This is a genomic window from Parasphingorhabdus sp. (assembly GCF_036568145.1).
Taxonomy (GTDB): domain Bacteria; phylum Pseudomonadota; class Alphaproteobacteria; order Sphingomonadales; family Sphingomonadaceae; genus Parasphingorhabdus.
Genome location: NZ_DATCTC010000006.1, coordinates 22,178 through 43,709 on the forward strand (window position 1 = coordinate 22,178; position 21,532 = coordinate 43,709).

General features: G+C 52.7%; 17 protein-coding genes. 1 reads left to right on the forward strand and 16 read right to left on the reverse strand.

Features of this window, described 5'->3' with window-relative positions:
* The 12 genes from VIN76_RS01240 to VIN76_RS01295 form a co-directional block, all read right to left on the reverse strand.
* Positions 1-660 carry an OmpH family outer membrane protein gene (locus VIN76_RS01240; RefSeq protein ID WP_332039996.1) on the reverse strand — a complete coding sequence of 220 codons (660 nt, stop codon included), beginning with the start codon at positions 658-660 and terminating at the stop codon, positions 1-3.
* Entirely contained in the window at positions 660-3,338 is a 2,679-nt protein-coding gene (gene bamA / locus VIN76_RS01245; protein WP_332040078.1) for an outer membrane protein assembly factor BamA, read from the reverse strand. Before bamA ends, VIN76_RS01240 begins: the two co-directional genes overlap by 1 nt.
* Positions 3,339-3,504: 166 nt before the next feature.
* On the reverse strand, positions 3,505-4,629 hold the full coding sequence (gene rseP, locus VIN76_RS01250) for an RIP metalloprotease RseP (protein ID WP_332039997.1): 1,125 nt from the start codon (positions 4,627-4,629) through the stop codon (positions 3,505-3,507).
* A complete protein-coding gene (locus tag VIN76_RS01255) occupies positions 4,626-5,798 on the reverse strand; it encodes a 1-deoxy-D-xylulose-5-phosphate reductoisomerase (protein WP_332039998.1) in 1,173 nt (390 codons plus the stop codon). Before VIN76_RS01255 ends, rseP begins: the two co-directional genes overlap by 4 nt.
* Complete coding sequence (locus VIN76_RS01260) at positions 5,795-6,601, reverse strand: phosphatidate cytidylyltransferase (RefSeq protein WP_332039999.1); 807 nt, start codon at positions 6,599-6,601, stop codon at positions 5,795-5,797. Before VIN76_RS01260 ends, VIN76_RS01255 begins: the two co-directional genes overlap by 4 nt.
* 3 nt (positions 6,602-6,604) lie before the next feature.
* Complete coding sequence (locus VIN76_RS01265) at positions 6,605-7,366, reverse strand: isoprenyl transferase (RefSeq protein WP_332040000.1); 762 nt, start codon at positions 7,364-7,366, stop codon at positions 6,605-6,607.
* A 5-nt stretch (positions 7,367-7,371) separates the two neighbouring features.
* Positions 7,372-7,929 (reverse strand): ribosome recycling factor, encoded by a 558-nt coding sequence (frr, locus tag VIN76_RS01270; protein WP_332040001.1) that lies wholly within the window; start codon positions 7,927-7,929, stop codon positions 7,372-7,374.
* Between the two features lie 20 nt (positions 7,930-7,949).
* Positions 7,950-8,672: a UMP kinase gene (pyrH, locus tag VIN76_RS01275; protein WP_332040002.1), complete on the reverse strand. Its 723-nt coding sequence runs from the start codon at positions 8,670-8,672 to the stop codon at positions 7,950-7,952.
* 171 nt (positions 8,673-8,843) lie between these two features.
* Complete coding sequence (gene tsf, locus VIN76_RS01280) at positions 8,844-9,767, reverse strand: translation elongation factor Ts (RefSeq protein WP_332040003.1); 924 nt, start codon at positions 9,765-9,767, stop codon at positions 8,844-8,846.
* 126 nt (positions 9,768-9,893) lie between these two features.
* Positions 9,894-10,742 carry a 30S ribosomal protein S2 gene (rpsB, locus tag VIN76_RS01285; protein WP_332040004.1) on the reverse strand — a complete coding sequence of 283 codons (849 nt, stop codon included), beginning with the start codon at positions 10,740-10,742 and terminating at the stop codon, positions 9,894-9,896.
* Positions 10,743-11,218: 476 nt separating this feature from the next.
* Positions 11,219-12,013, reverse strand: coding sequence for a phosphatidylcholine/phosphatidylserine synthase (locus VIN76_RS01290; RefSeq protein ID WP_332040005.1), 795 nt, complete (start codon positions 12,011-12,013; stop codon positions 11,219-11,221).
* A gap of 46 nt (positions 12,014-12,059) precedes the next feature.
* Positions 12,060-12,794: a phosphatidylserine decarboxylase gene (locus VIN76_RS01295; protein WP_414696250.1), complete on the reverse strand. Its 735-nt coding sequence runs from the start codon at positions 12,792-12,794 to the stop codon at positions 12,060-12,062.
* Between the two features lie 179 nt (positions 12,795-12,973).
* Here VIN76_RS01295 and VIN76_RS01300 point away from each other — a divergent pair, with 179 nt between their 5' ends.
* A complete protein-coding gene (locus tag VIN76_RS01300) occupies positions 12,974-14,194 on the forward strand; it encodes an NADP-dependent isocitrate dehydrogenase (RefSeq protein WP_332040007.1) in 1,221 nt (406 codons plus the stop codon).
* Positions 14,195-14,331: 137 nt separating this feature from the next.
* On the opposite strand, the gene alaS is transcribed toward VIN76_RS01300, so the two are convergent.
* From alaS to VIN76_RS01320, 4 genes are all read right to left on the reverse strand, one after another.
* Positions 14,332-16,980 carry an alanine--tRNA ligase gene (alaS, locus tag VIN76_RS01305; RefSeq protein ID WP_332040008.1) on the reverse strand — a complete coding sequence of 883 codons (2,649 nt, stop codon included), beginning with the start codon at positions 16,978-16,980 and terminating at the stop codon, positions 14,332-14,334.
* Positions 16,981-17,222: 242 nt separating this feature from the next.
* The gene (gene recA / locus VIN76_RS01310) at positions 17,223-18,308 is read right to left on the reverse strand and encodes a recombinase RecA (RefSeq protein WP_332040009.1); all 1,086 of its coding nucleotides are present in this window, start codon (positions 18,306-18,308) and stop codon (positions 17,223-17,225) included.
* A 152-nt stretch (positions 18,309-18,460) separates the two neighbouring features.
* Positions 18,461-20,911: a response regulator gene (locus tag VIN76_RS01315; RefSeq protein ID WP_332040010.1), complete on the reverse strand. Its 2,451-nt coding sequence runs from the start codon at positions 20,909-20,911 to the stop codon at positions 18,461-18,463.
* Positions 20,901-21,527, reverse strand: a complete 627-nt coding sequence (locus tag VIN76_RS01320) for a DUF2062 domain-containing protein (RefSeq protein WP_332040011.1) — start codon at positions 21,525-21,527, stop codon at positions 20,901-20,903. Before VIN76_RS01320 ends, VIN76_RS01315 begins: the two co-directional genes overlap by 11 nt.
* Positions 21,528-21,532: the final 5 nt, after the last annotated feature.

Consider the following 21,532-nt stretch of genomic DNA (forward strand, 5'->3'; position numbering starts at 1 on the left):
TTACCGGCTTGCGGGCTGCTGGGTTTCAGTCGCAGGTTGCTGCGCTGCATTTTCCTGTGCCTGGCCAGGCTGCCATCCTGCTGGCGGCGTGATGGAAGCGGAAGGAACCGTCTTGTTCAATTCTTCAGCAATGGCGCTTGTAATATCCACATAAGGTTCACGCGCGATCACAGCTTGTGGTTGCAAGACCAGATCAACCTTTTTGGTTTTCATTGCGGCTCTGATAGCGTCATTCAGTTTCATCGCTACCTGTTCTTCAACATAGGCGGTTGCCAATGATACGCGCTGTTGCAAACGAGCCAGTTCCTGCTGGCCGGCCTGGCGTTTTGTCTGAAGAGCCTGAGCCTGTGGCTGAACAGATTCCTGAGTTGCACCGGGCTTTTGAACAGCCGTGTTATAAGCATCGACCAGAGGCTTCAGTTCAGCCTGCAGCGAGGCCGCACGCGCATTGGTCGCATCAATATCCGCCTTATAGGTCGTTTTAATCTGTTCAATCGCGTTCTGATATGCCTGCGACTGGACAACAGCGCCTTCATAATTCGCAACCGCGATGCTGGTTCTGGACTGTGCCGCAGCTGGTGATGCAACCATTGCCGGAACCGACAAGGTAGCGAGGGCCAAAGCGGCCGATTTCAAGAGTGTCTTGGTTGAAATGTTCATTAGAATTGTGTTCCTACATTGAAAGTGAATAGCTTGGTATCGTCACCCGGCTCTTTTAACAGCGCGCGCGCGACGTCGATCCGGAATGGACCGAATGGGGAGTTCCAGTTGACGCCGATGCCAACAGAAACGCGAGGCTTGGGACTATCACCAAAAAAGCGTTCCGTAAATTGTGTTGCAATCGGGAACGGATTACCATCGCTGTCAACAGCCTGCGGCGTGATAACAACATCGCCGTTTGAGTCGGTCCTGAGATAGCCGAGGGCGTTTTCAACCGGCACAGGGACCATTACTGCCGGATCCTCATCACTGGGCACCAGCACAAGATCGCCATTGGCATCCCGCTGGTTCAGAGTGCCGGCAACCTGCGGATTTTGCAGAATCGGCGTTGTCACTTTGAACACTGCACCGGCATCAATAAAGATCGACGGCCGCAATCCAAGCTCGCGCATGCCGGAGCCCAGAGGAATTTCCAGCTCCGCACGGGTCATATAATAAGCCCGTCCACCGATAGCGTCATCAATCTGCTGGTTTTTGGTTTCGACGATCATGTTATAAGGATTACCATTTTCGTCGAGCGCAGGAATCGTGCTGTTACGTACGACTCTGGGACCGATACCGCGAATATCGAAACCGCGCATCTGTGGTTCACCCAGGAAGAAACGGTCTGTCAAGCGAACATCGTCGATGCCATCGGCTGCACTGCCCCGGTTTTCAAGCGGGTGGATATAGCCACCTTCTGCGCTGATCGAGAAAATGAAATTGCCCAGCACACGCCAGTATTTCGCAGCGTTAAGACGTCCGCGCAGATATTTGACGCTGCCGCCAAGACCGGCAAAGTCCAAGCTGCCGACCACGGTTTGGCCGCGCGACGGGCGGATACGGTTATCCCGGTCATCATAGATCAGCGACGCTCCGACAGATGATGTCGTCCGCTTGCCAAGCGCGTCACAGAGGTAACGTCCTGCAATTAGCGGGTTACAAACCAGCTCACCACTTTCATTAGGGATGAAGAAGCGATCCCGGTCAAGCGTGACATCATCATAGCTCAACCCGTAACGGAGCGAAGCCGACAAATATTCGGTAATCGGCACACCTGCACGGACCTGAAAGCCGGTGGTTAGCTGTTCAAATGTCGTTTTTCGGTCATTGCCGATAAAGTTAAAGCTGTTCAAATCACGGCGGAAAACATCAACCCCGACTGCGACGTTCCGGTCGAACAAATATGGCTCGGTAAAGCCAAGCTCAATGGATTGCGAGAAGCTGGAATAGCTGACGCTGGCGCGCAATTCCTGGCCCTTACCGCGGAAGTTGCGCTGGCGGACAGAGGCTTGCAGAATGAAATTCTCGACACTGGAGAAACCGGCGGAAAGCTGCAATTCGCCAGTGGCGCGTTCCTCGACATTCGCTTCCAATATGATCCGGTCCGGTGCGCTGCCCTGCTTCTGTTCGATTTCCAGCGATTCCTGGAAAAAGCCCAGAGACTTGATACGGTTGGCGGAGCGTTTGACCTGGAAACTGTTAAAGGCGTCGCCTTCATTCAGACGGAATTCGCGGCGGATGACTTTATCCTGGGTCAGCGTGTTGCCGTTAATGTCAATGCGTTCCACATAGACACGGTCACTTTCCGCAACCTGGAAATTGATCCCCATGGTCAGGGTCTCTTTATCGCGGTTGAATTCCGGGCGTACGTCAGCAAAGGCATAGCCGTATAACCCGGCAGTCTCGGACAGGCTTTCCACCGTGTCTTCGACCTGCTTCGCGTTGTAATAATCGCCCTCTTTCATCGGCAAGAGCGGCGTCAGTAATTCGGAAGTAAAGTCGCGAATCTCACTCTCAACCGTGACATCGCCGAATTTATAACGATCCCCTTCTTCGACCACATAAGTGATGATGAAGTCCTGTTTGTCCGGCGTCAGCTCCGCAACCGCTGAAATCACGCGGAAATCCGCATAGCCTTCGGTCAGGTAAAACTGGCGCAGCTTCTGTTGGTCAAAGGCAAGGCGATCCGGATCATAGGTATCGCTGGAGCTGAAAAAGCGCCAGAAACGCGATTGTTTCGTCACCATCTCGCTGCGCAGATCGCCATCGGAGAATACTTCGTTCCCGATAATATTGATCTGCTGGACTTTGGATTTCGGACCTTCATTGATCTCGAAAACAATATCGACGCGGTTTTGATCAAGCTGAACCATCTTGGGTTCAACGCTGGCGGCGAACCGGCCCTGGCGTTTGTAAAGCTCGATAATCCGGGCAACGTCGGCACGGACCTTGGACCGGGTATATATCTGACGCGGGGCCAGCCGGATTTCAGGATAGATTTTATCTTCCTTGATCCGCTTGTTGCCTTCAAGCAAAATCCGGTTAACCACCGGATTTTCGACCACTTCAATGACCACGGCTCCTTCATTGTTACGGATGCTGACATCCTTGAACAATTCCGTCCCGAACAGGTCTTTCAGCGCCTGGTCAGCCGCTTCCTGCGTATAGGTCTGTCCGACCCGCAGTTTCATGTAGGAAAGGACAGTGCCCGCTTCCAGCCGCTGCGAGCCGTTTACCACGATGGATCTGATTATATCCGCAGACTCGGCCGCCGGAGCGGCGGCGGGCGGTGTCGTGGGAACAGGCTGCACTGGATCTGCCACAGGTGTTTCCTGTGCATGTACCGGCACCGCCATGCCCGTTAAAATCGTACCACTTAACAATATGGGCAGGAGACGTTTTTTATGCTTCACAGACAAACTCGCTTTCACGTCTAAAACTCAATAAAACCGAACCTGCGCAAATATTGCATCAGGCTTTTCAAAACCCCTGCCCCAAGAGAGCGGATCAATCAACGGGCAATTAGCCCGATAATATTCTAAACAAGCCGAATGATGCCAAATCATTGAATGTCACCACCAACATGAACATCACGACAAGGGCAAAGCCCGACCGGAACGCCCATTCCTGAATCATAGGGCTGGCGGGCTTTCGCCGCACGGCCTCTATGGCATAAAACATCAAATGCCCCCCATCGAGCATAGGGATTGGCAGCAGGTTGATGAACCCTAAATTAATTGAAATTAACGCTACAAAGAATATGAACTGGTTCAACCCGGCAACAAATTGCTCACCCGAAACCTGCGCAATTTTAAGCGGACCGCCCAATTCCGTGACCGAACGGCGGCCACTTATAACCTGCCCCAGTGTCGTGACGATCAGGTCGACAATCTCACCCGTCTGGCGCGTTGCAACGATGGGCGCTTCCCATAACGCAACGTCCCGCCGCTCCAGGCTGCCGGGTGATACACCCAGCAAACCTATGCGATATTCATTATCGAACCGGTCTTTTTCAATACGCACACCGATTGTTGCATCTTTGGAGATTACCGAACCGTCGCGTTCAAATTTAATCTCGACTTGTTCGTCCGGAATGATCGAGATTTTACGCGCCAGGTCAGCGAAACGGTTGATTGAATCTCCATCAATCTCAATGATTTTATCGCCGTTTTGCAGACCAATTGACTCCGCCGTCGAGTTTTCTGCAACGGTCCCGACAACCGGCGGTGCGACATTCTCACCATAAGCCAGCGCAAAACCGGCCAATATCAATATGGCAAAGAGGAAGTTTATCGCTGGCCCCGCAAAGACAATCGCCGCGCGCTGCCACAAGGATTTGGACTGGAACGTCCGGTTGCGTTCTTCCGGCGGTAAGTTCAGCCATTGTTCGCTCGGCTTGCTGGAAGGGTCCATATCTCCCGCAAATTGAACGTAGCCGCCCAGTGGCAAAGATCCGATTTTCCAGCGGGTACCGCGTTTGTCGTTCCAACCGGCAATTTCCTTGCCGAAACCAATCGAAAATGTCTCTGCCTTCACGCCGCACCAGCGTCCGACCAGATAATGCCCCATTTCATGAATGAAGACGAGCACACCAATGGTGAGCAGAAAAGCGAATATAGTCAGTAATATACCGGGGTTTTCGGTCAAACTTTAATATCCTCAATCATCGCCATTGCCCGTTCGCGCGTTTCTTTATCAATCCCGAAGATATCGTTAAGATCATTGGGTTCAGGGGGGCTATAGCTGTCAATAATCCGCGATACAATCTTAGTGATTTCCAGAAACTGAACGTTACCTTTCAGGAATGCCGCGACTGCGACTTCATTGGCTGCGTTCAATATTGCTGGCACCGCCCCGCCCGCTTCTATGGCATTGCGGGCCAGTTGTATCGCCGGAAAGCGGTCATGGTCCGGAGCTTCAAAATCCAGTCGGCCAATTTTTGCCAGATCGAGAGGCACACAATTGGTCGTCATGCGCTCTGGCCACGCCAATGCACTGGCAATCGGAATACGCATATCCGGCGATCCCAATTGCGCCAGTGTCGAACAATCGTGATATTCCACCATCGAATGAATGACCGATTGGGGATGAACCAATATGTCAATATTCTCTAAACCAACGGGGAACAGGTGGTGGGCCTCAATCAGTTCCAGCCCCTTGTTCATCATGGTCGCGCTATCGACGGAAATCTTTGCGCCCATGTCCCAGTTCGGATGGGCCACTGCCTGCGCCGGCGTTACTGATGCCATTTGATCTTTGGACCATGTCCGGAAAGGGCCACCGCTCGCCGTTAATGTTATTTTACGGACCTGATCGATCCGACCGCCCTGAAGGCATTGGAAAATTGCGTTATGTTCAGAGTCCACTGGCAAGAGTACAGCGCCCGCATCCCTTGCCTGTGCCATCATCAGATCACCGGCGGAAACCAGTGCTTCCTTATTTGCCAGAGCAACCGTCTTGCCGCATTTCAATGCTGCCAAAGTTGGCGGCAATCCGGCGCAGCCGACAATCGCTGCCATTGTCCAGTCAGCGCCCAGCGAGGCAGCCGCAACCAGACTGTCCAGCCCGGCAGCAACTTCTATACTGGTGCCCGCTAACAGGTCTTTCAGCACGTCATATTGGCTGGCATCGGCGATAACGGCGACCTCGGCATCAAATTCTTTGGCCAGCTTCGCAAGTTCCCTGGCATTTCCGTTCGCGGTCAGGGCGAGGACGCGATAGCTATCGCGGTCCAACCGGATAAGATCCAGCGTCGATTTCCCGACTGATCCGGTCGCACCGAATATGGAAACGGTTCTGGGGGAGCGGAACGTCATTGGCTGCCGAACAACATGATAGCGGCAACCACAGGAGCAACCGGAATCAAGCCATCAAGCCGGTCCATTATCCCGCCATGCCCCGGAAATATTTTACCGCTATCCTTAACCCCTGCCCGGCGTTTCATCTGGCTCTCGAACAAGTCGCCCATCTGGGCAAGCACGGCAAGCGGCATGCTGAGTATCACAAGTTTGAAGGGCAGTTGAAAATAGAGATGCAAGGCAAAGCTGAACAACCCCGTCAGGATTACTCCACCGATCAACCCCGCCCAGGTTTTATTCGGGCTATATGTCGGCGCAAGCTTTGGTCCGCCGATCAATCGGCCTGAAAAATAAGCCCCGATATCTGTCGCCCATACCAGCGCAAGCGTCCAGAAAACAATCAAAAGCCCGTTATCAATTCCCCTGAGATACAGGACAGAAAGCGCTGGTAATCCAGCATAAAATATTCCGATAGATAATTTTATGGAACGATCAAATACCGCAATGAACATCGCGGCACCGATAATCAGTCCCAGTGCCAGAAACGATGGCCCCGCCGCCAGATAGGACATGATCGCAAGCGGCACGGAAAGAGCATAGAGCGCCAGCCGCTTATTCTCCAATCGTCCGGTCAGCGCAGCCCACTCGGACAATATGCCTAGGGCCATCAAAACAACCAGTAACCAAAAGGCATGCCTGCCAATCTCATGATCGCCTACGATCAATGTTGCGACGGTCACGGAAATTAATGCAAAGCCCACAACGGCCCTGGTCGCCAGTTCACTTGACGGCTTTTTCGCAGTGTTTACAGGATCGGTCATAATTTAGCGGCCACCGAAACGGCGTTCCCGGCTCCCAAAGGATTCCAGGGCGCGCAGAAGTTCCTGCTTATCGAAATCGGGCCATAATGTTTCGGTAAAATAAAGTTCGGAATATGCCGCCTGCCACAGCAGGAAATTGGACAATCGCAATTCACCAGATGTGCGGATAAGCAAATCGAGCGGCGGTAGTCCGGCGGTATCCAGTGCTCCTGACATGTGACTGATGTTAATCTGGTCAGGTTCTACCTCACCATTTTTCACAGCCATCGCAATGCTCTGCACCGCGCGCAATATTTCATCCTGCGCGCCATAGTTCAGCGCAATGGCCAGCGTCATCCGCTTGTTGCCTGCGGTCCGTTCCAGCGCATTGTCGATCAATTCCACAATGTCGCTATCCAGCGCCTTGTAATTGCCGATGATTTTCAGGCGAATACCATTGTCGTCAAATTCATCGATGTCCGATTGAATATACTGACGTAGCAAACCCATCAGGTCGGTGACTTCTTCAGCAGGCCTGCTCCAGTTTTCGGAAGAGAAAGCATAAAGTGTCAGAACTTCTATGCCCACTTCCCCCGCAGCACGAACTATATTGCGAACCGCTTCGACACCCTTTTTATGGCCGAGAGAACGCGGCAGATGCTTCCGTTTGGCCCAGCGGCCATTGCCATCCATGATAATCGCCACATGGCGCGCACCATAAGTCAGATCAGCCCCTTGAGCGGTAGCATCAATCTCGGGATCAACCGATCCATTCTTGGATGGCATCAGCCTCACTGTGTAAGGATTTCCTGTTCTTTTGCTGCTGCCAGTTCGTCTGCTTCCGCGATCATGGCATCGGTCAGTTTCTGGACCTCTGTTTCCAGCCGCTTCTTGTCATCTTCGCTGATTTCTTTCTTGTTTTCATCAGCCTTGATGTCATCCATACCATCGCGGCGCACGTTACGGATAGCGATACGGGCTTTTTCAGCAAACTGGCCGGTGAGCTTGGCAAGATCTTTACGGCGCTCTTCGGTCAGGTCGGGGATCGGCAAGCGGATGTTCGTTCCGTCAATCATGGGGTTGAGGCCCAGTCCGCCAGAGCGCACCGCTTTTTCCACAGACTGGACATTGCTCTTGTCCCAGACCTGTATCGACAACATGCGCGGTTCGGGCACCGATACGGTCGCGACCTGATTCAGCGGCATTCTTGAGCCATAAACTTCAACCGTAATAGTATCGAGCAAGGCCGTATTCGCCCGCCCTGTCCGCAGACCGCTCAGGTCATGTTTCAGGGCTTCCATAGAAGCCCGCATCCGCTTTTCCAGTTCGTCCCTGTTATATCTTGCCATGGTTTAATCTCCCAAAATATCTATGCTGCTGCACCAACAATCGTCGCAGTTCCACCGCCGCCAAGGACGGTCGCCAGATTACCCTGCTCACGAATTGAAAAGACAACAATCGGAATATTGTTTTCCCGACACAGGGCAACGGCACTTGCGTCCATCACCTGCAAATTGTCGGTTAAAACCTGATCGAAGCTAAGCGCTTCATAACGCTGTGCGTTCGGGTCTTTTTTCGGATCGGCATTATAAACGCCATCGACGCTTGTGCCTTTGAAAAGGGCCTCACATCCCATTTCCGCCGCCCGCAATGCAGCTGCGGTATCGGTCGTGAAGAATGGGTTTCCGGTTCCTGCCGCGAATATCACGATTCGCCCTTTTTCAAGATGCCGGACAGCTTTGCGGCGAATATAAGGTTCGCAAACACTCGCCATCGGAATGGCTGACAAAACCCGCGTATCGCAGCCCATTTGCTCTAGCGCATTTTGCACGGCCAGCGCGTTCATCACGGTTGCCAGCATTCCCATATAATCCGCGCTCGTCCGGTCAAAGCCCTTGGCCGCTGCCGCCAATCCGCGAAAAATATTGCCGCCACCGACGACCAGACATAATTCATAACCAGCTTCTTTGGCAGATTTCACTTCTGCCGCAATCCGATTCACGGTTTCCGGATCAATACCGAAATCCCCCGACCCCATCAGAGCCTCACCGGAAAGCTTTAGCAATATGCGTTTAAACGCTGGTCTTTTCATGCAAATATCCCATAAATTATCACGCGCCTACGCCATCATGCTGCCAGATTTGGCACAAGAACTATACCGGGCATGATACCAGAAACAACAATGGCGCAGACCATAGATAGTCCGCGCCACTGCGCCAAGTGTTAATGCGCCAAACTGTTATTTGGCGCGCAAAACGACCCTTTAGTTTCCGAGTGTTGCAGCCACTTCTGCTGCAAAATCTTCTTCTTTTTTCTCAATGCCTTCGCCAAGCTGGAAACGGACATATTCGACCAGCTTGATTTCAGCACCGGCGTCTTTACCAGCCTGCTCGACGACCTGTGCGATCGGAGTTTTGTTGTCCATCACAAAAATCTGGCTGAGCAGCGCGTTTTCTTTGGCGAATTTTGCCATCGCACCATCAACCATTTTCTCGACGATATTGGCCGGTTTGCCCGATTCCGCTGCTTTTTCTGCGGCGATTGCGCGTTCACGTTCCAGCATTTCCGGATCCAGACCCTCTGCATTCAAAGCCAGCGGGAATGCCGCGGCAATGTGCATGGCGATCTGCTTGCCAAGCGGCTCCAGAACATCAGCGCCAGCCGTGCTTTCAAGAGCAACCAGCACGCCGATTTTACCCATTGTCGATGTCACGGCGTTATGGATGTAAGGCACAACAGCGCCGCTGCTCACCGCAACGGTCTTCATCCGGCGAATGGCCTGGTTTTCGCCAATGGTTGCAATATTGTTAGTCAGTTTTTCCTGAACCGTGCCGCCGCCGGGGAATTCGGCCGCAGCCAGAGCTTCGACATCATCGCTGCCAAGGTTAAGCGCAACTTCCGCTACATTGCTTACAAAATTCTGGAACTGTTCGTTCTTCGCAACAAAGTCCGTTTCGCTGTTCACTTCAACAGCGACGCCTTTGGTGCCGGAAACGGCAACGCCAACCAGGCCTTCCGCAGCGGTCCGGCTTGATTTTTTCTGAGCTGCAGCAAGGCCCTTGGTCCGCAGCAAGTCAACTGCGGCTTCCACGTCACCATTGGTTTCGCTCAATGCTTTTTTGCAATCCATCATGCCAGCGCCGGTGCGCTCACGCAGTTCTTTCACTGCTGCTGCGGTAATAGCCATGTTCTTTGTTCCTCAAAATTTTCGTGTGCGAGAATATCATTCTCGATAAAATGAAGGGGCAGCAACCCTGCCACCCCGCCATTTTCCTATGCGTTCAATATATTACTGAACGAAGACGCATCAAGCTCAGGCCTTTTCTGCCTCAGCCGGCTTTTCTGCATCCGCTTCCAATTCTGCAACCGCAGCCGCTTCACCGGCAACCATCGCACTGGCATTGGCTTCGCTGGTAACAATCGCTTCAACCGGTGGCACTGCTTCAGCGCCCAAATCCTTGCCGGATGCGACAGCCGCTTCCTGACCGCCCTTGGTTGCAGCCGCAGCCACTGATTCGCAATAAAGACGAATGGCACGGGCCGCGTCGTCATTGGCAGGAACCGGGAATGCGATATTGCTGGGGTCAACATTGGAATCGAGTATCGCGACGACCGGAATACCAAGAACATTGGCTTCCTTGATCGCAAGCTCTTCCTTGTTGGCGTCGATAACAAACATCACATCGGGAATACCGCCCATATCGCGGATACCGCCAAGGGAAAGCTCAAGCTTATCGCGCTCACGCGACATCTGAAGCGCTTCTTTCTTGGTGAAGCCCGTCATATCGCCGGAAAGCTGTTCTTCCAGAGTTTTCATCCGGCGAATCGAGTTGGAAATGGTTTTCCAGTTGGTCAACATACCGCCGAGCCAACGGTGGTTCACGAAATGCTGGCCGCTGGCACGCGCTGCTTCTGCGATAGGCTCTTGCGCCTGACGCTTCGTTCCGACGAACAGAACCTTTCCGCCAGAGGACACTGCGTTTGCAATGAAATCAAGCGCGCGAGCAAACAAAGGAACGGTCTGCGACAGATCAAGAATGTGGACGCCGTTACGATCACCAAAGATGTAAGGTTTCATCTTTGGGTTCCAACGGTGGGTTTGGTGGCCGAAATGCGCTCCGGCTTCAATCAATTGCTGTAGAGTGACGACAGGGGCCGCCATAATATTTCTCCTTATCCGGTTATGCCTCTGGAAAGCTGAGAACGTCAAACGGCCTTAAAGACCGCTATCCGCACCGGTATGAGTGCTTTCCATGTGGAATGCGTGTGCCGTTATAACGATGCGGCACAAAATGCAAGTCGAAAGCACTGGCAAGGCAAAATTCCCATTTCCCGGCCGGATTTCAGCCCTGTTCCAAATAGCGCTTGACAATGAGAACATAGATAGAACATAAAGACATCATACAAAGAACGGATGGGATTTTGATATGCTCACATTTGCTATTGCCACCTTTTTTGCTCTTGCGTTGTCAGGGGCATTGTTGACTATCATTGCAATGTTTCATGCTTATCGGAACAAGATAAAGACGGTGGTAATTGCCGGTCTGGCCCATGATATTGGTCGTGATGATGCGTATGCCCCGGTTATAGTACCGCAAAACCATGCTCAGCTACGGCGAGCGTTCAAAGCTCAGCAGATCAAGCCGCGCTATTTTTTATGTCAGACTGCTCCATTGCCCGCTGCCGCCTGACCTTTGCATAGCTGCGGATGCTGAACGGGATCAGGATGATATAAAATATGCTGATCGCGCTAAGTGTTATCCACGGGCTACTGAGCAGCGAAACACCCAGCAAGGCAAAACCGGCCAGCGCCTCGAGACGGATATTTTTACGTAGCCGGAGCGATGACCAGCTATAGGTCGCGGTATTGGAAATCATCAAAAAGGCAATCAGTACAATCCACGGCGCAACGACTATATAATGCCGGAATATCTCTTGCCCCGTTACCGTCCACAGATAGAGCGGAAGCATAGCCAAGCCCGCACCGACAGGTGCCGGAATACCGGTCAGGAAGCCGGCAGATTTGTGGGGCTGGTCATCATCGTCAATTTGCGCGTTGAACCGGGCGAGTCGCAAAGCACAGCCAACCGCCATTGTCAGGGCAAGCACCCAGCCGAAATGCGGCATATATTGCAATGACCAGAAAAACATTATCAGCGCCGGCGTCACACCAAATGCAATAACATCCGACAGGGAATCAAGTTCTGCACCAAAGCGGCTTTGTGCATTTAGCAACCGTGCAATCCTGCCGTCCAGCCCATCCAATATACCTGCCAAGACGACCGCGCCGGCAGCTAATACCCAATTTTCCATGAACGCAAAGCGGACACCGCTTAATCCGACACAAAGGGCCAAAGCTGTGACAGCATTAGGTGTAAAGGCCCGCAGAGAGATCCCTCTTTCAAGACGTTCCGGGCGCTTGTTGTCAGCCATTAGCTAAAATGAACCATGATCATTCGAGTCATGTTTACCGCAGTTATCATTGGCCGACACCCTCTATTTCTTTCATCTGCCCGATTTCGGCGATGATGGTTTCACCGGCAATTGTCCGCTGACCCAAAATCACACTAGGAGTTGTCCCCTTGGGCAAATAAACATCCACTCGGCTACCAAAGCGGATCAACCCGATTCGCTGTCCCGCAGCAACAAAATCGCCTTCTTTGACAAACGGCATAATCCGCCGTGCAACAAGCCCTGCAATCTGGGTAAACCCGACCTTAAGGCCATCGTTACGTTCGACCATGAAATGCTGACGCTCATTTTCCTCACTGGCTTTATCAAGGTCAGCGTTCAGGAACTTGCCGGATATATAAGCCTTTCTTTTGACTGTCCCTTCAATAGGCGTGCGGTTGATATGCACATCAAAGACGCTCATGAAAATGGAAACGCGGATCAATTCCTCGTCACCCAGACCGCCCTCACCTTGCAATTCAACGGGCGGAACCACCGGCATGATTAAACTGACCAACCCGTCAGCCGGGGCAATAATAAAATTGTCGTCCAAGGGCGTGACTCTTTTCGGATCCCGAAAAAAAGCCAGAACCCACAGTGTGATACCGGCCATAGGCCAAGCCAGTGTTTCCCATGCAAGAAACGCAAACACTGCAGTAATCGCTGCTGAAATAAGCGCAAATTTGCGCCCTTCAGGATGAATCGGAGGAAAGGACCATTTGGCCTCGCCAAGCCCTTTGTTTGAATATTTCTCTATCGCCATGATAGTCATTTAGGAATAGTGTCCTGCCCTGACAATAGCGATGGGGCAGTTTTGCCTGATTGACTGACTTGGAACAGGTGGTTGAACAAATTGTGATCTTTGCTAAGAGACCGTCATCTTAAGAATCCTCCCACTGAAATGCTTCAATAATCTTAGCTTGCAGGAAAGAACTCTCTACTATGTCTAAAATTAAGGTCAAAAACCCGGTTGTCGAACTTGATGGCGATGAAATGACGCGCATCATCTGGCAATGGATCCGCGAAAAATTGATAGAACCTTATCTGGACATTGACCTGCATTATTATGATCTCGCCATCGAAGTGCGCGACGAGACCAATGACAAGATAACCGTGGATGCCGCCAATGCCATCAAAAAGCATGGTGTCGGCGTCAAATGTGCGACTATTACCCCGGATGAGGCACGGGTTGAAGAATTCGGCCTGAAGCGGATGTGGAAATCTCCCAATGGCACCATCCGTAACATCCTGGGCGGCGTTGTATTCCGCGAGCCCATCGTGATCGACAATGTTCCGCGTCTGGTTCCCGGCTGGACCGACCCGATTGTTGTCGGACGTCATGCCTTTGGTGACCAATATCGCGCAACCGACTTCAAAGTACCCGGTCCCGGCAAACTCCGCCTGGTTTTTGACGGAGACGATGGCACCAAGATTGACGAAGAAGTGTTCCAGTTTCCGTCACCCGGTGTGGCTATGGCTATGTATAATCTGGACGATTCCATTCGTGACTTTGCCCGCGCGTCCATGAATTACGGCCTGAACCGTAACTGGCCCGTCTACCTTTCCACCAAGAACACAATCATGAAAGCCTATGATGGGCGGTTCAAAGACCTGTTTGAAGAGGTGTTCGAAGCCGAGTTCAAAGATAAATTTGATAAAGCCGGCATTACATACGAACACCGCCTGATCGACGACATGGTTGCATCGGCCCTGAAATGGAGCGGTAAATTCGTCTGGGCCTGTAAAAACTATGATGGCGACGTGCAGTCCGATACGGTCGCACAGGGCTTTGGTTCGCTTGGCCTTATGACTTCCGTTCTGATGACGCCGACCGGTAAAACCGTTGAAGCCGAAGCGGCACACGGCACTGTTACGCGGCATTATCGCCAGCATCAGGAAGGCAAAGCGACATCGACCAATCCGATTGCGTCAATCTTTGCCTGGACACGCGGCCTGATTTATCGTGGCCAATTCGATGACACACCAGAAGTAACGCGCTTTGCTGAAACACTTGAGAGAGTCTGTATCCAAACGGTTGAAAATGGCGATATGACAAAGGACCTTGCGATCCTTATCGGTCCGGACCAGAGCTGGATGACAACCGAGCAGTTCTTTGAAGCTGTGCGTTTCAATCTTGAAACGGAAATGCAGAACTGGAAATAATTTCCAGTTGCTAACAATCAGGCATTCCTCAGATGCCATCATTAAATTAAAAGGGGCGGGGATTGTTATTCCCGCCCCTTTTGTTTGTGCGTAATCAAGTGGGCCCAGTCATTTAGGGGCGCACTGTGCTGACAAGTTCAATCTGCCAGAATCGTTCTTATCGCAGCAATAGCATCATCAGCCTTATCGCCATCGGGGCCGCCGCCCTGCGCCATGTCGGCTCGGCCGCCGCCACCTTTCCCGCCGATGGCTGCAACCGCAGACTGGACCAGATCGACCGCGCTATGCTTGTCGGTCATATCATCCGTCACACCAACAGCGACGGTAGCACGGCCATCATTAACCGCGATCAACGCGCTGACTCCGCTGCCGAGTTTCTTTTTCGTCTCGTCAATTAAACCGCGAAGTTCCTTGGGGTTCAGACCCTTTATGACTTGTCCGCTAAACTTCATATTACCGATCGTTTCGACTTCAGTGGAAGGCGCGGAACCGCCCTCACCTGCCAGAGCCAATGCTTTTTTGGCTTCCGTCAGTTCACGGTTCAGCTTTTTACGCTCCTCGACCAGTGCAGAAACACGATCTGACACTTCATCGGGAGAGGCTTTCAGCACCGCCGCAATGGATTTCAATTTGCTATCACGGTCCCCAAGCCACAAGCGTGCGGCCTCCCCGGTTAGCGCTTCTATCCGACGGACACCGCTTGATACTGCGGATTCAGAGATAATGGTCAGCAATCCGATGTCGCCAAGGGCATTGACGTGCGTTCCGCCGCAAAGCTCTACCGAATAGTCGGTGTCATCCTCAATACCCATCGAGAGAACACGGACTTCATCACCATATTTCTCCCCAAACAGGGCCAACGCGCCAGCGGCCACAGCATCATCCGGGCTCATCAGGCGCGTCACCACAGCGCTATTACCGCGAATCTGTGCATTCACATCGGCTTCAACCGCTTTAATTTCCGCTTCGGTCAAGGCCGAGGGGTGAGAGAAATCAAACCGCAGACGATCTGGTGCCACCAGACTGCCTTTTTGCGTTACATGATCGCCGAGATGATGGCGCAAAGCCTTGTGCAGCAAGTGGGTCGCACTGTGATTCGCGCGAAGCTGTGTCCGCCGGACCGAATCAACGATCAGGTGAACCGTATCCCCAACGGAAACGGTCCCGCTTTTTACAGTCACATGATGCGCGTGAAGGCGACCAAGCGGCTTGCTTGTATCCGAAATCGTGGCAGCAAAACCGTCATCGCCCGTCGCCAATCCGCTATCGCCCATCTGTCCGCCGCTTTCAGCATAAAAAGGCGTCTGGTTGGTCAGCATTATAACCGCATCCCCCGCTTTTGCGGACTGGGTTTCTTCGCCGTCCCTAATGAGAGAGATGACTATAGCATCACCAGCTTCGGCGTTATATCCGGTAAATTCGGTGCTGCCCTCGCGTTCAGCTATATCGAACCAGATGGCTTCGGAAGCCTGATCTCCAGAGCCTTTCCACGCAGCGCGGGCAGCGGCCTTTTGTTCTGCCATGGCGGCATCGAAACCTACGCGGTCAACGCCAAGTGATTTTGCCCGCAAGGCGTCTTCGGTCAGGTCATAGGGAAAACCGAACGTGTCATAGAGCTTGAAAGCGGTCGCCCCTGGCAAGACACCCCCTTCTTCCATGTCTGCAATTTCGGCATCGAGCAGTTTAAGGCCCTTGTCGAGCGTCCGGCGGAAATTGGTTTCTTCCCGCAGTAAAGTTTCCTCGATCAAAGGTTTTGCGCGGATCAGTTCCGGGAAGGCATTACCCATTTCACCAGTCAGGGCACCAACCATCCGGTGCATCAACGGGTCTTTGGCTCCCAAAAGATGAGCATGACGCATGGCCCGCCGCATAATCCGCCGCAAGACATAACCGCGCCCTTCATTGGCCGGCAAGACACCATCAGCGACAAGGAAAGAGGAAGCGCGCAGATGGTCCGCGATCACACGGTGGCTTGCCTGATTATCACCTGTTGTGGATGTTCCTGTTAGCGTGCCGGATTCGGCGATCAGAGCCCGGAACAGGTCAATATCATAATTGTCATGTGTGCCTTGCATCACCGCGGCAATACGTTCCAGCCCCATTCCCGTGTCAATGGACGGCTTTGGCAGATCAATACGATTGCCACTGCTATCCTGTTCATATTGCATGAACACCAGATTCCAGATTTCGACAAAGCGGTCGCCATCTTCATCCGGGCTGCCGGGCGGGCCGCCGAATATTGTGTCGCCATGATCATAGAATATTTCGCTGCACGGTCCGCAGGGGCCGGTATCACCCATTGACCAGAAATTATCGTTGGTCGCAATGCGAATGATCCGCTCTTCGGGAAGGCCGGAAATCTTGCGCCACAGATCATAAGCTTCATCATCGGTATGATAAACGGTCGCCGTCAACCGATCGGGTGAGATTTCCCATGTTTTCGTGAGAAGCTCCCATGCGTTGAGAATGGCCTCTTCCTTGAAATAATCACCGAAGGAAAAATTGCCAAGCATTTCAAAGAATGTGTGGTGGCGGGCCGTATAACCCACATTATCCAGATCATTATGCTTGCCACCAGCGCGGACGCACTTCTGGCTGGATGTAGCAGTTAGAAACTTGCTCTTTTCGGCCCCTGTGAAGATATTTTTAAAGGGCACCATACCGGCGTTGATGAACATCAATGTCGGGTCATTATGTGGAATCAATGGAGACGATGGGACAATTTCATGCCCTTTCGCGTTAAAAAATTCCAGAAAAGAACGTCTTATATCGTTGGTTGTAATCATGGATTCGACTTAGGCGACGCCTGTCCGGTTTACAATCCCGTGATTGAATTGACGGGAAAAATCTCTCCAACCTTGTAATGAAAGGGGCCGTCCTGACTATCTGGGGACAGAAGGACGGCCCGGATGCCAAGGTTCACCTCGGGGGAAGCGAACCGGCAAACCTGATAAATTGGTATGCAATATTAGGAAAGGTGCAGAACAAGGGCAGGTCTAGGCCTTTACCCTATATTTCTGCGCCTTTCTTATTCCTTATCTTCGTCCCCGTCACTGGCGAGAGGGCCGGTCATCATTTCTTCCGCAATTCCATCTTCGTTGCCACGGATCTGTTTTTCCAGCTTTGCCATCATTTCAGGGTTTTCAAGCAGGAAGCGCTTTGAATTTTCACGCCCTTGGCCAATGCGCACCGAATCGTAGGAGAACCACGCGCCGGATTTTTCGACCACACCGGCTTTGACGCCCAGATCGATAATCTCTCCCACTTTGGAGATGCCTTGCCCGTACATGATGTCAAATTCGACCTGTTTGAACGGAGGCGCGACCTTGTTTTTCACCACTTTCACGCGGGTCGTGTTACCAACAATATCCTCCCGCTCCTTGATCTGGCCGATGCGGCGGATATCCAGACGAACCGAGGCATAGAATTTCAGCGCATTACCGCCCGATGTCGTTTCGGGATTGCCATACATCACACCGATTTTCATCCGCACCTGGTTGATGAAGATCACCATACATTTGGACCGGCTGATTGATCCGGTCAATTTGCGCAGCGCCTGGCTCATCAAGCGTGCCTGCAAGCCGACATGGCTATCGCCCATCTCGCCTTCGATTTCCGCGCGGGGAACCAGCGCCGCGACCGAGTCAACGACCAGAACGTCAATGGCGTTAGATCGCACCAATGTATCCGTAATTTCCAGCGCCTGCTCACCTGTGTCGGGCTGTGATATAATCAGTTCGTCAATATCCACGCCCAGTGCATTGGCATAAACCGGATCAAGCGCATGTTCGGCATCGACAAAAGCCGCTGTACCACCTGCCTTTTGCGCCTCGGCAATGACATGCAGCGCCAATGTGGTTTTACCTGAACTTTCAGGACCATAAATTTCGATCACGCGGCCTTTTGGTAATCCCCCGATACCAAGCGCGATATCCAGTCCCAGCGAGCCGCTAGAGATTGATTCAACCTCCATTGCCTTGCGGGAGCCGAGCTTCATTGCCGAGCCTTTACCAAAGGCACGGTCAATCTGCGCCAATGCGGCGTCGAGTGCTTTTTGTCTGTCTGATGAGTTCAACTGAGTATCCGTTTCTACGACTTTTAGATTGCCGGCCATTTGCCTGTCCCCTTCGCTAAATGCTTGCATGATATCAATCAATGACTGATATTATGTACCGTATTTGTTCTACGAGAACAAGTAGGGAACTTAATTTTTTCCAACTTCGTTTAACCTACTGTTTTATAAGTAAATAATGTTCTATTCGAAACTTATTTGCTATGTTCGGCCAAAACTTCTCCGACCGCTTCCGCAAGTTGGGCCACAGAAAATGGCTTGGGCAGAAACGCGACATTGTCGAGATCAATGGATTTGCGCAATTGTTCCTCGGCATAGCCGGACATGAACAGGATGGGGATATCGGGATATTGCCTGCGCGCCTCGCGGGCCATCGCGGGACCGTCCATATTCGGCATGACGACATCCGACACAATCATGTCAAACACATTGTCGTCTTCACCAATCGAAGTCAGATGTTGCAACCCCTCTTCACCATCGCTGGCAGTTACCACCGTATAGCCCTGGCGCGTCAACGCCCGTTCGGCCACAGCGCGGACCATATCTTCATCCTCGACCAACAGGATATGCCCGCTGCCCCACAGCTCTTTTCTGGGCGCAGCCTTATGGGAATCAGCGCTGGAGTCGGGCAATTGCGGCGCTTCGCGATCAAGTCCCTTGTAAACCGGGAAGTAAATCGAGAATGTCGCCCCCTCGCCCGGTCTGGAATCGGCAAAAATATAACCGCCCGACTGTTTGACAATCCCGTAAACAGTAGAGAGGCCCAGCCCGGTGCCTTTACCGACATCTTTGGTTGTGAAGAAGGGTTCAAATATTTTGCCCATCAACTGCGGGGGAATGCCCTTGCCCGTGTCGGTGACATATAATGCGGTATAATCACCGGCTGGAAGAATCTCGTTATTCAGTGCCTTTACGTCCGCCGGTGTGACAGTTTGCGTAGTGATCGAAATCTTGCCGCCATTGGTTCCGCTGGCATTAATGGCATCACGCGCGTTCACACCAAGGTTTATTATCACCTGCTCCAACTGCCCAGGGTCAGCCCGGACCAGACCCAGATTGCGGCCGTGCTTCACCTCCAGCTCGATGCTGTCGTCCAGTAAGCGTTTCAGCAGGTTGGATACGTCCGCGACAACGTCGGGGAGCTGTAAAATCTGTGGCCGCAATGTTTGTTGCCGTGAAAAGGCCAGCAATTGCCGAACCAGCCCGGCAGCCCGGTTGCTGTTATTCTTGACCTGCTGAATATCGTCATAATCGATGTCACCCGGAGAGTGGCGCAGCAGCATCAGGTCACAATGCCCGATAATTGCGGTCAGGATATTGTTGAAATCATGGGCAACGCCGCCCGCAAGCTGCCCCACCGCCTGCATCTTCGTCGCCTGTGCGACCTGGGTTTTCAGCTTGGCCTCTTCGCTATTGTCCTTGATCGACAGCAAGACCGCTGCCTCGTCCAGTCCGCGAATACTCGCCATGCCCAAGGCAACCGGGTCTTCACCACCGGAACGCAGACGCACCACCAGATCACCAGCCATCGAAGGGCCACTGGCATAACGGCGCACGGCATCCGCCACAGCCGACTTGTCAGCGCGGATCACCAGATCACCGGGATAGAGCGGCTCTTCCCCTTCCTGTACGCCAGATATTTTACGAAAAGCATTATTATAAAACAGGAACCGGCCATCACGGTCAGTCAGCGCCAGCCCAAGAGGAAGCAACGACAATAGCGATCCAACCTGCTCCAGCGCTTTACCGCGCTCTATCATGCCTCCGTCATCGTCGATCAGCAGGATCAGCGCCGGACCTTTTTGCTGATCGCGGTTCAGCGGTATATGAAACAGGCGCACCGGGGTGCCTTGATGGCCATCGCGTTCAAAAAATATGGCGCCTTTTTCATCAGAGCGCAGGAAATTGATAAAATTGCGGCCCGCGATATTCGCATCTTCACGGCCTGTTGCCCGTAGCACAAAGCCCGGATTAGATGCCCTGATCCGCCCTTCACCACCGATAACGACGACCAACAGGCCAGCTTGCGACAAAGCCCGGCCGGTTGCTCCATCGGCCAAACGGATGGCGTCGTCCAATATATCGTTGCGACGCTGGGGATTGAAGTGCCAGAGAAGATATTCATCGCCATATCCTGCGCGCACAACCCTTGCATTATATTCTGCAACCCCGCGTTTCAGACCCTCCGCCTGGCCGCGGCCATCGCGCCATGCATTGCGGCCAGCAGTCGCGAGCAATTCGTTTCCGCCATCCTGCAACGGCAATTCCGGCGGGATTACGGGGCCACCGAACCATTTCGTAAATAGCTCATTGGCGCAGACCAACCGCCCGGCACGATCTGTAATGGCCAGCCCCACCTCCGCCTGATCTGCAACCAACCGCGTTACAGTCCAATCGGTGAAAGAGGGATGTTCATCATCACTCGCAGAATTGTCGGGGCGCAAAAAATAGATAATTGCACCCGTCGTGCCCGCCAGCACCAGGAAAGCGAGTAAAAGTAAGGGGTTTTGCACCTGCCAGTAGAGCAACGCGAGCGAACCCAATATGGCGAGTCCCAATATCGCGGCCCGCAAGCGAGCGTCATTCGCTCTCTTGCGTGTGCTAGCCTTTAACAGCCCTGTATTGTCCCGTGCTTCACTCGCCATCGCTCTTGCTATCTAGGCCATTATCTACAATTCGTCGCTGCCATTTCCGCGCTGTCCACCAGCGCCAGCCAAACGAGCTAATGACATAGCCCAATGATGCGAAAATAATAGCCAATAATACAAAGCCAAAAGCCGTTGTGCCCGCTTCGCGCACAAACCAACTGAGCCAGATTCCAAATTCACCGCGTATATGTTCATCCAGTGGCTGATCATCGGTAAGCGCATCAATCCGCAAAGCAAATTTTCCGAGATGATAAGCCGCCGTAATCCAGATCGGATAGGTGAACGGATTTGTTATGAAGGTCGTCAACGCCGCAATCGGGACATTCGCGCGAATCGGCAAGGCTAGAAATGCCGCGACAAAAATCTGCCCCACAGGGACCAGAAACGCGGCCAACATGCCCAAGGCAACACCGCGCGGAACCGACCGGCGGGTAAAACGCCACAGGTCGGATCGTAAAATGCGATGCGCTATCGGCTTTAGATAGCGGTTTTCCGCCATGACTGCACGGGTCGGCATTTTGCTTTCGAGCCAGCGGGTAATGCGCCTTATGGTTCGCACGCCCCAATCTTTATCTTTACCCGTTTGGCCTGACTCTGCCATTTTTGGGGTCACTGGTA

Bases quoted from the DNA above. Each gene is read 5' to 3' on its own strand.
- pyrH (WP_332040002.1), bottom strand. From the start codon at position 8,672: ATGAAAAGACCAGCGTTTAAACGCATATTGCTAAAGCTTTCCGGTGAG.
- bamA (WP_332040078.1), bottom strand. From the start codon at position 3,338: ATGGCGGTGCCGGTACATGCACAGGAAACACCTGTGGCAGATCCAGTG.
- VIN76_RS01265 (WP_332040000.1), bottom strand. From the start codon at position 7,366: ATGCCATCCAAGAATGGATCGGTTGATCCCGAGATTGATGCTACCGCT.
- VIN76_RS01290 (WP_332040005.1), bottom strand. From the start codon at position 12,013: ATGGCTGACAACAAGCGCCCGGAACGTCTTGAAAGAGGGATCTCTCTG.
- VIN76_RS01300 (WP_332040007.1), top strand. From the start codon at position 12,974: ATGTCTAAAATTAAGGTCAAAAACCCGGTTGTCGAACTTGATGGCGAT.
- VIN76_RS01255 (WP_332039998.1), bottom strand. From the start codon at position 5,798: ATGACGTTCCGCTCCCCCAGAACCGTTTCCATATTCGGTGCGACCGGA.
- VIN76_RS01295 (WP_414696250.1), bottom strand. From the start codon at position 12,794: ATGGCGATAGAGAAATATTCAAACAAAGGGCTTGGCGAGGCCAAATGG.
- VIN76_RS01315 (WP_332040010.1), bottom strand. From the start codon at position 20,911: ATGGCGAGTGAAGCACGGGACAATACAGGGCTGTTAAAGGCTAGCACA.
- frr (WP_332040001.1), bottom strand. From the start codon at position 7,929: ATGGCAAGATATAACAGGGACGAACTGGAAAAGCGGATGCGGGCTTCT.
- tsf (WP_332040003.1), bottom strand. From the start codon at position 9,767: ATGGCTATTACCGCAGCAGCAGTGAAAGAACTGCGTGAGCGCACCGGC.
- VIN76_RS01240 (WP_332039996.1), bottom strand. From the start codon at position 660: ATGAACATTTCAACCAAGACACTCTTGAAATCGGCCGCTTTGGCCCTC.
- VIN76_RS01260 (WP_332039999.1), bottom strand. From the start codon at position 6,601: ATGACCGATCCTGTAAACACTGCGAAAAAGCCGTCAAGTGAACTGGCG.
- rpsB (WP_332040004.1), bottom strand. From the start codon at position 10,742: ATGGCGGCCCCTGTCGTCACTCTACAGCAATTGATTGAAGCCGGAGCG.
- alaS (WP_332040008.1), bottom strand. From the start codon at position 16,980: ATGATTACAACCAACGATATAAGACGTTCTTTTCTGGAATTTTTTAAC.
- recA (WP_332040009.1), bottom strand. From the start codon at position 18,308: ATGGCCGGCAATCTAAAAGTCGTAGAAACGGATACTCAGTTGAACTCA.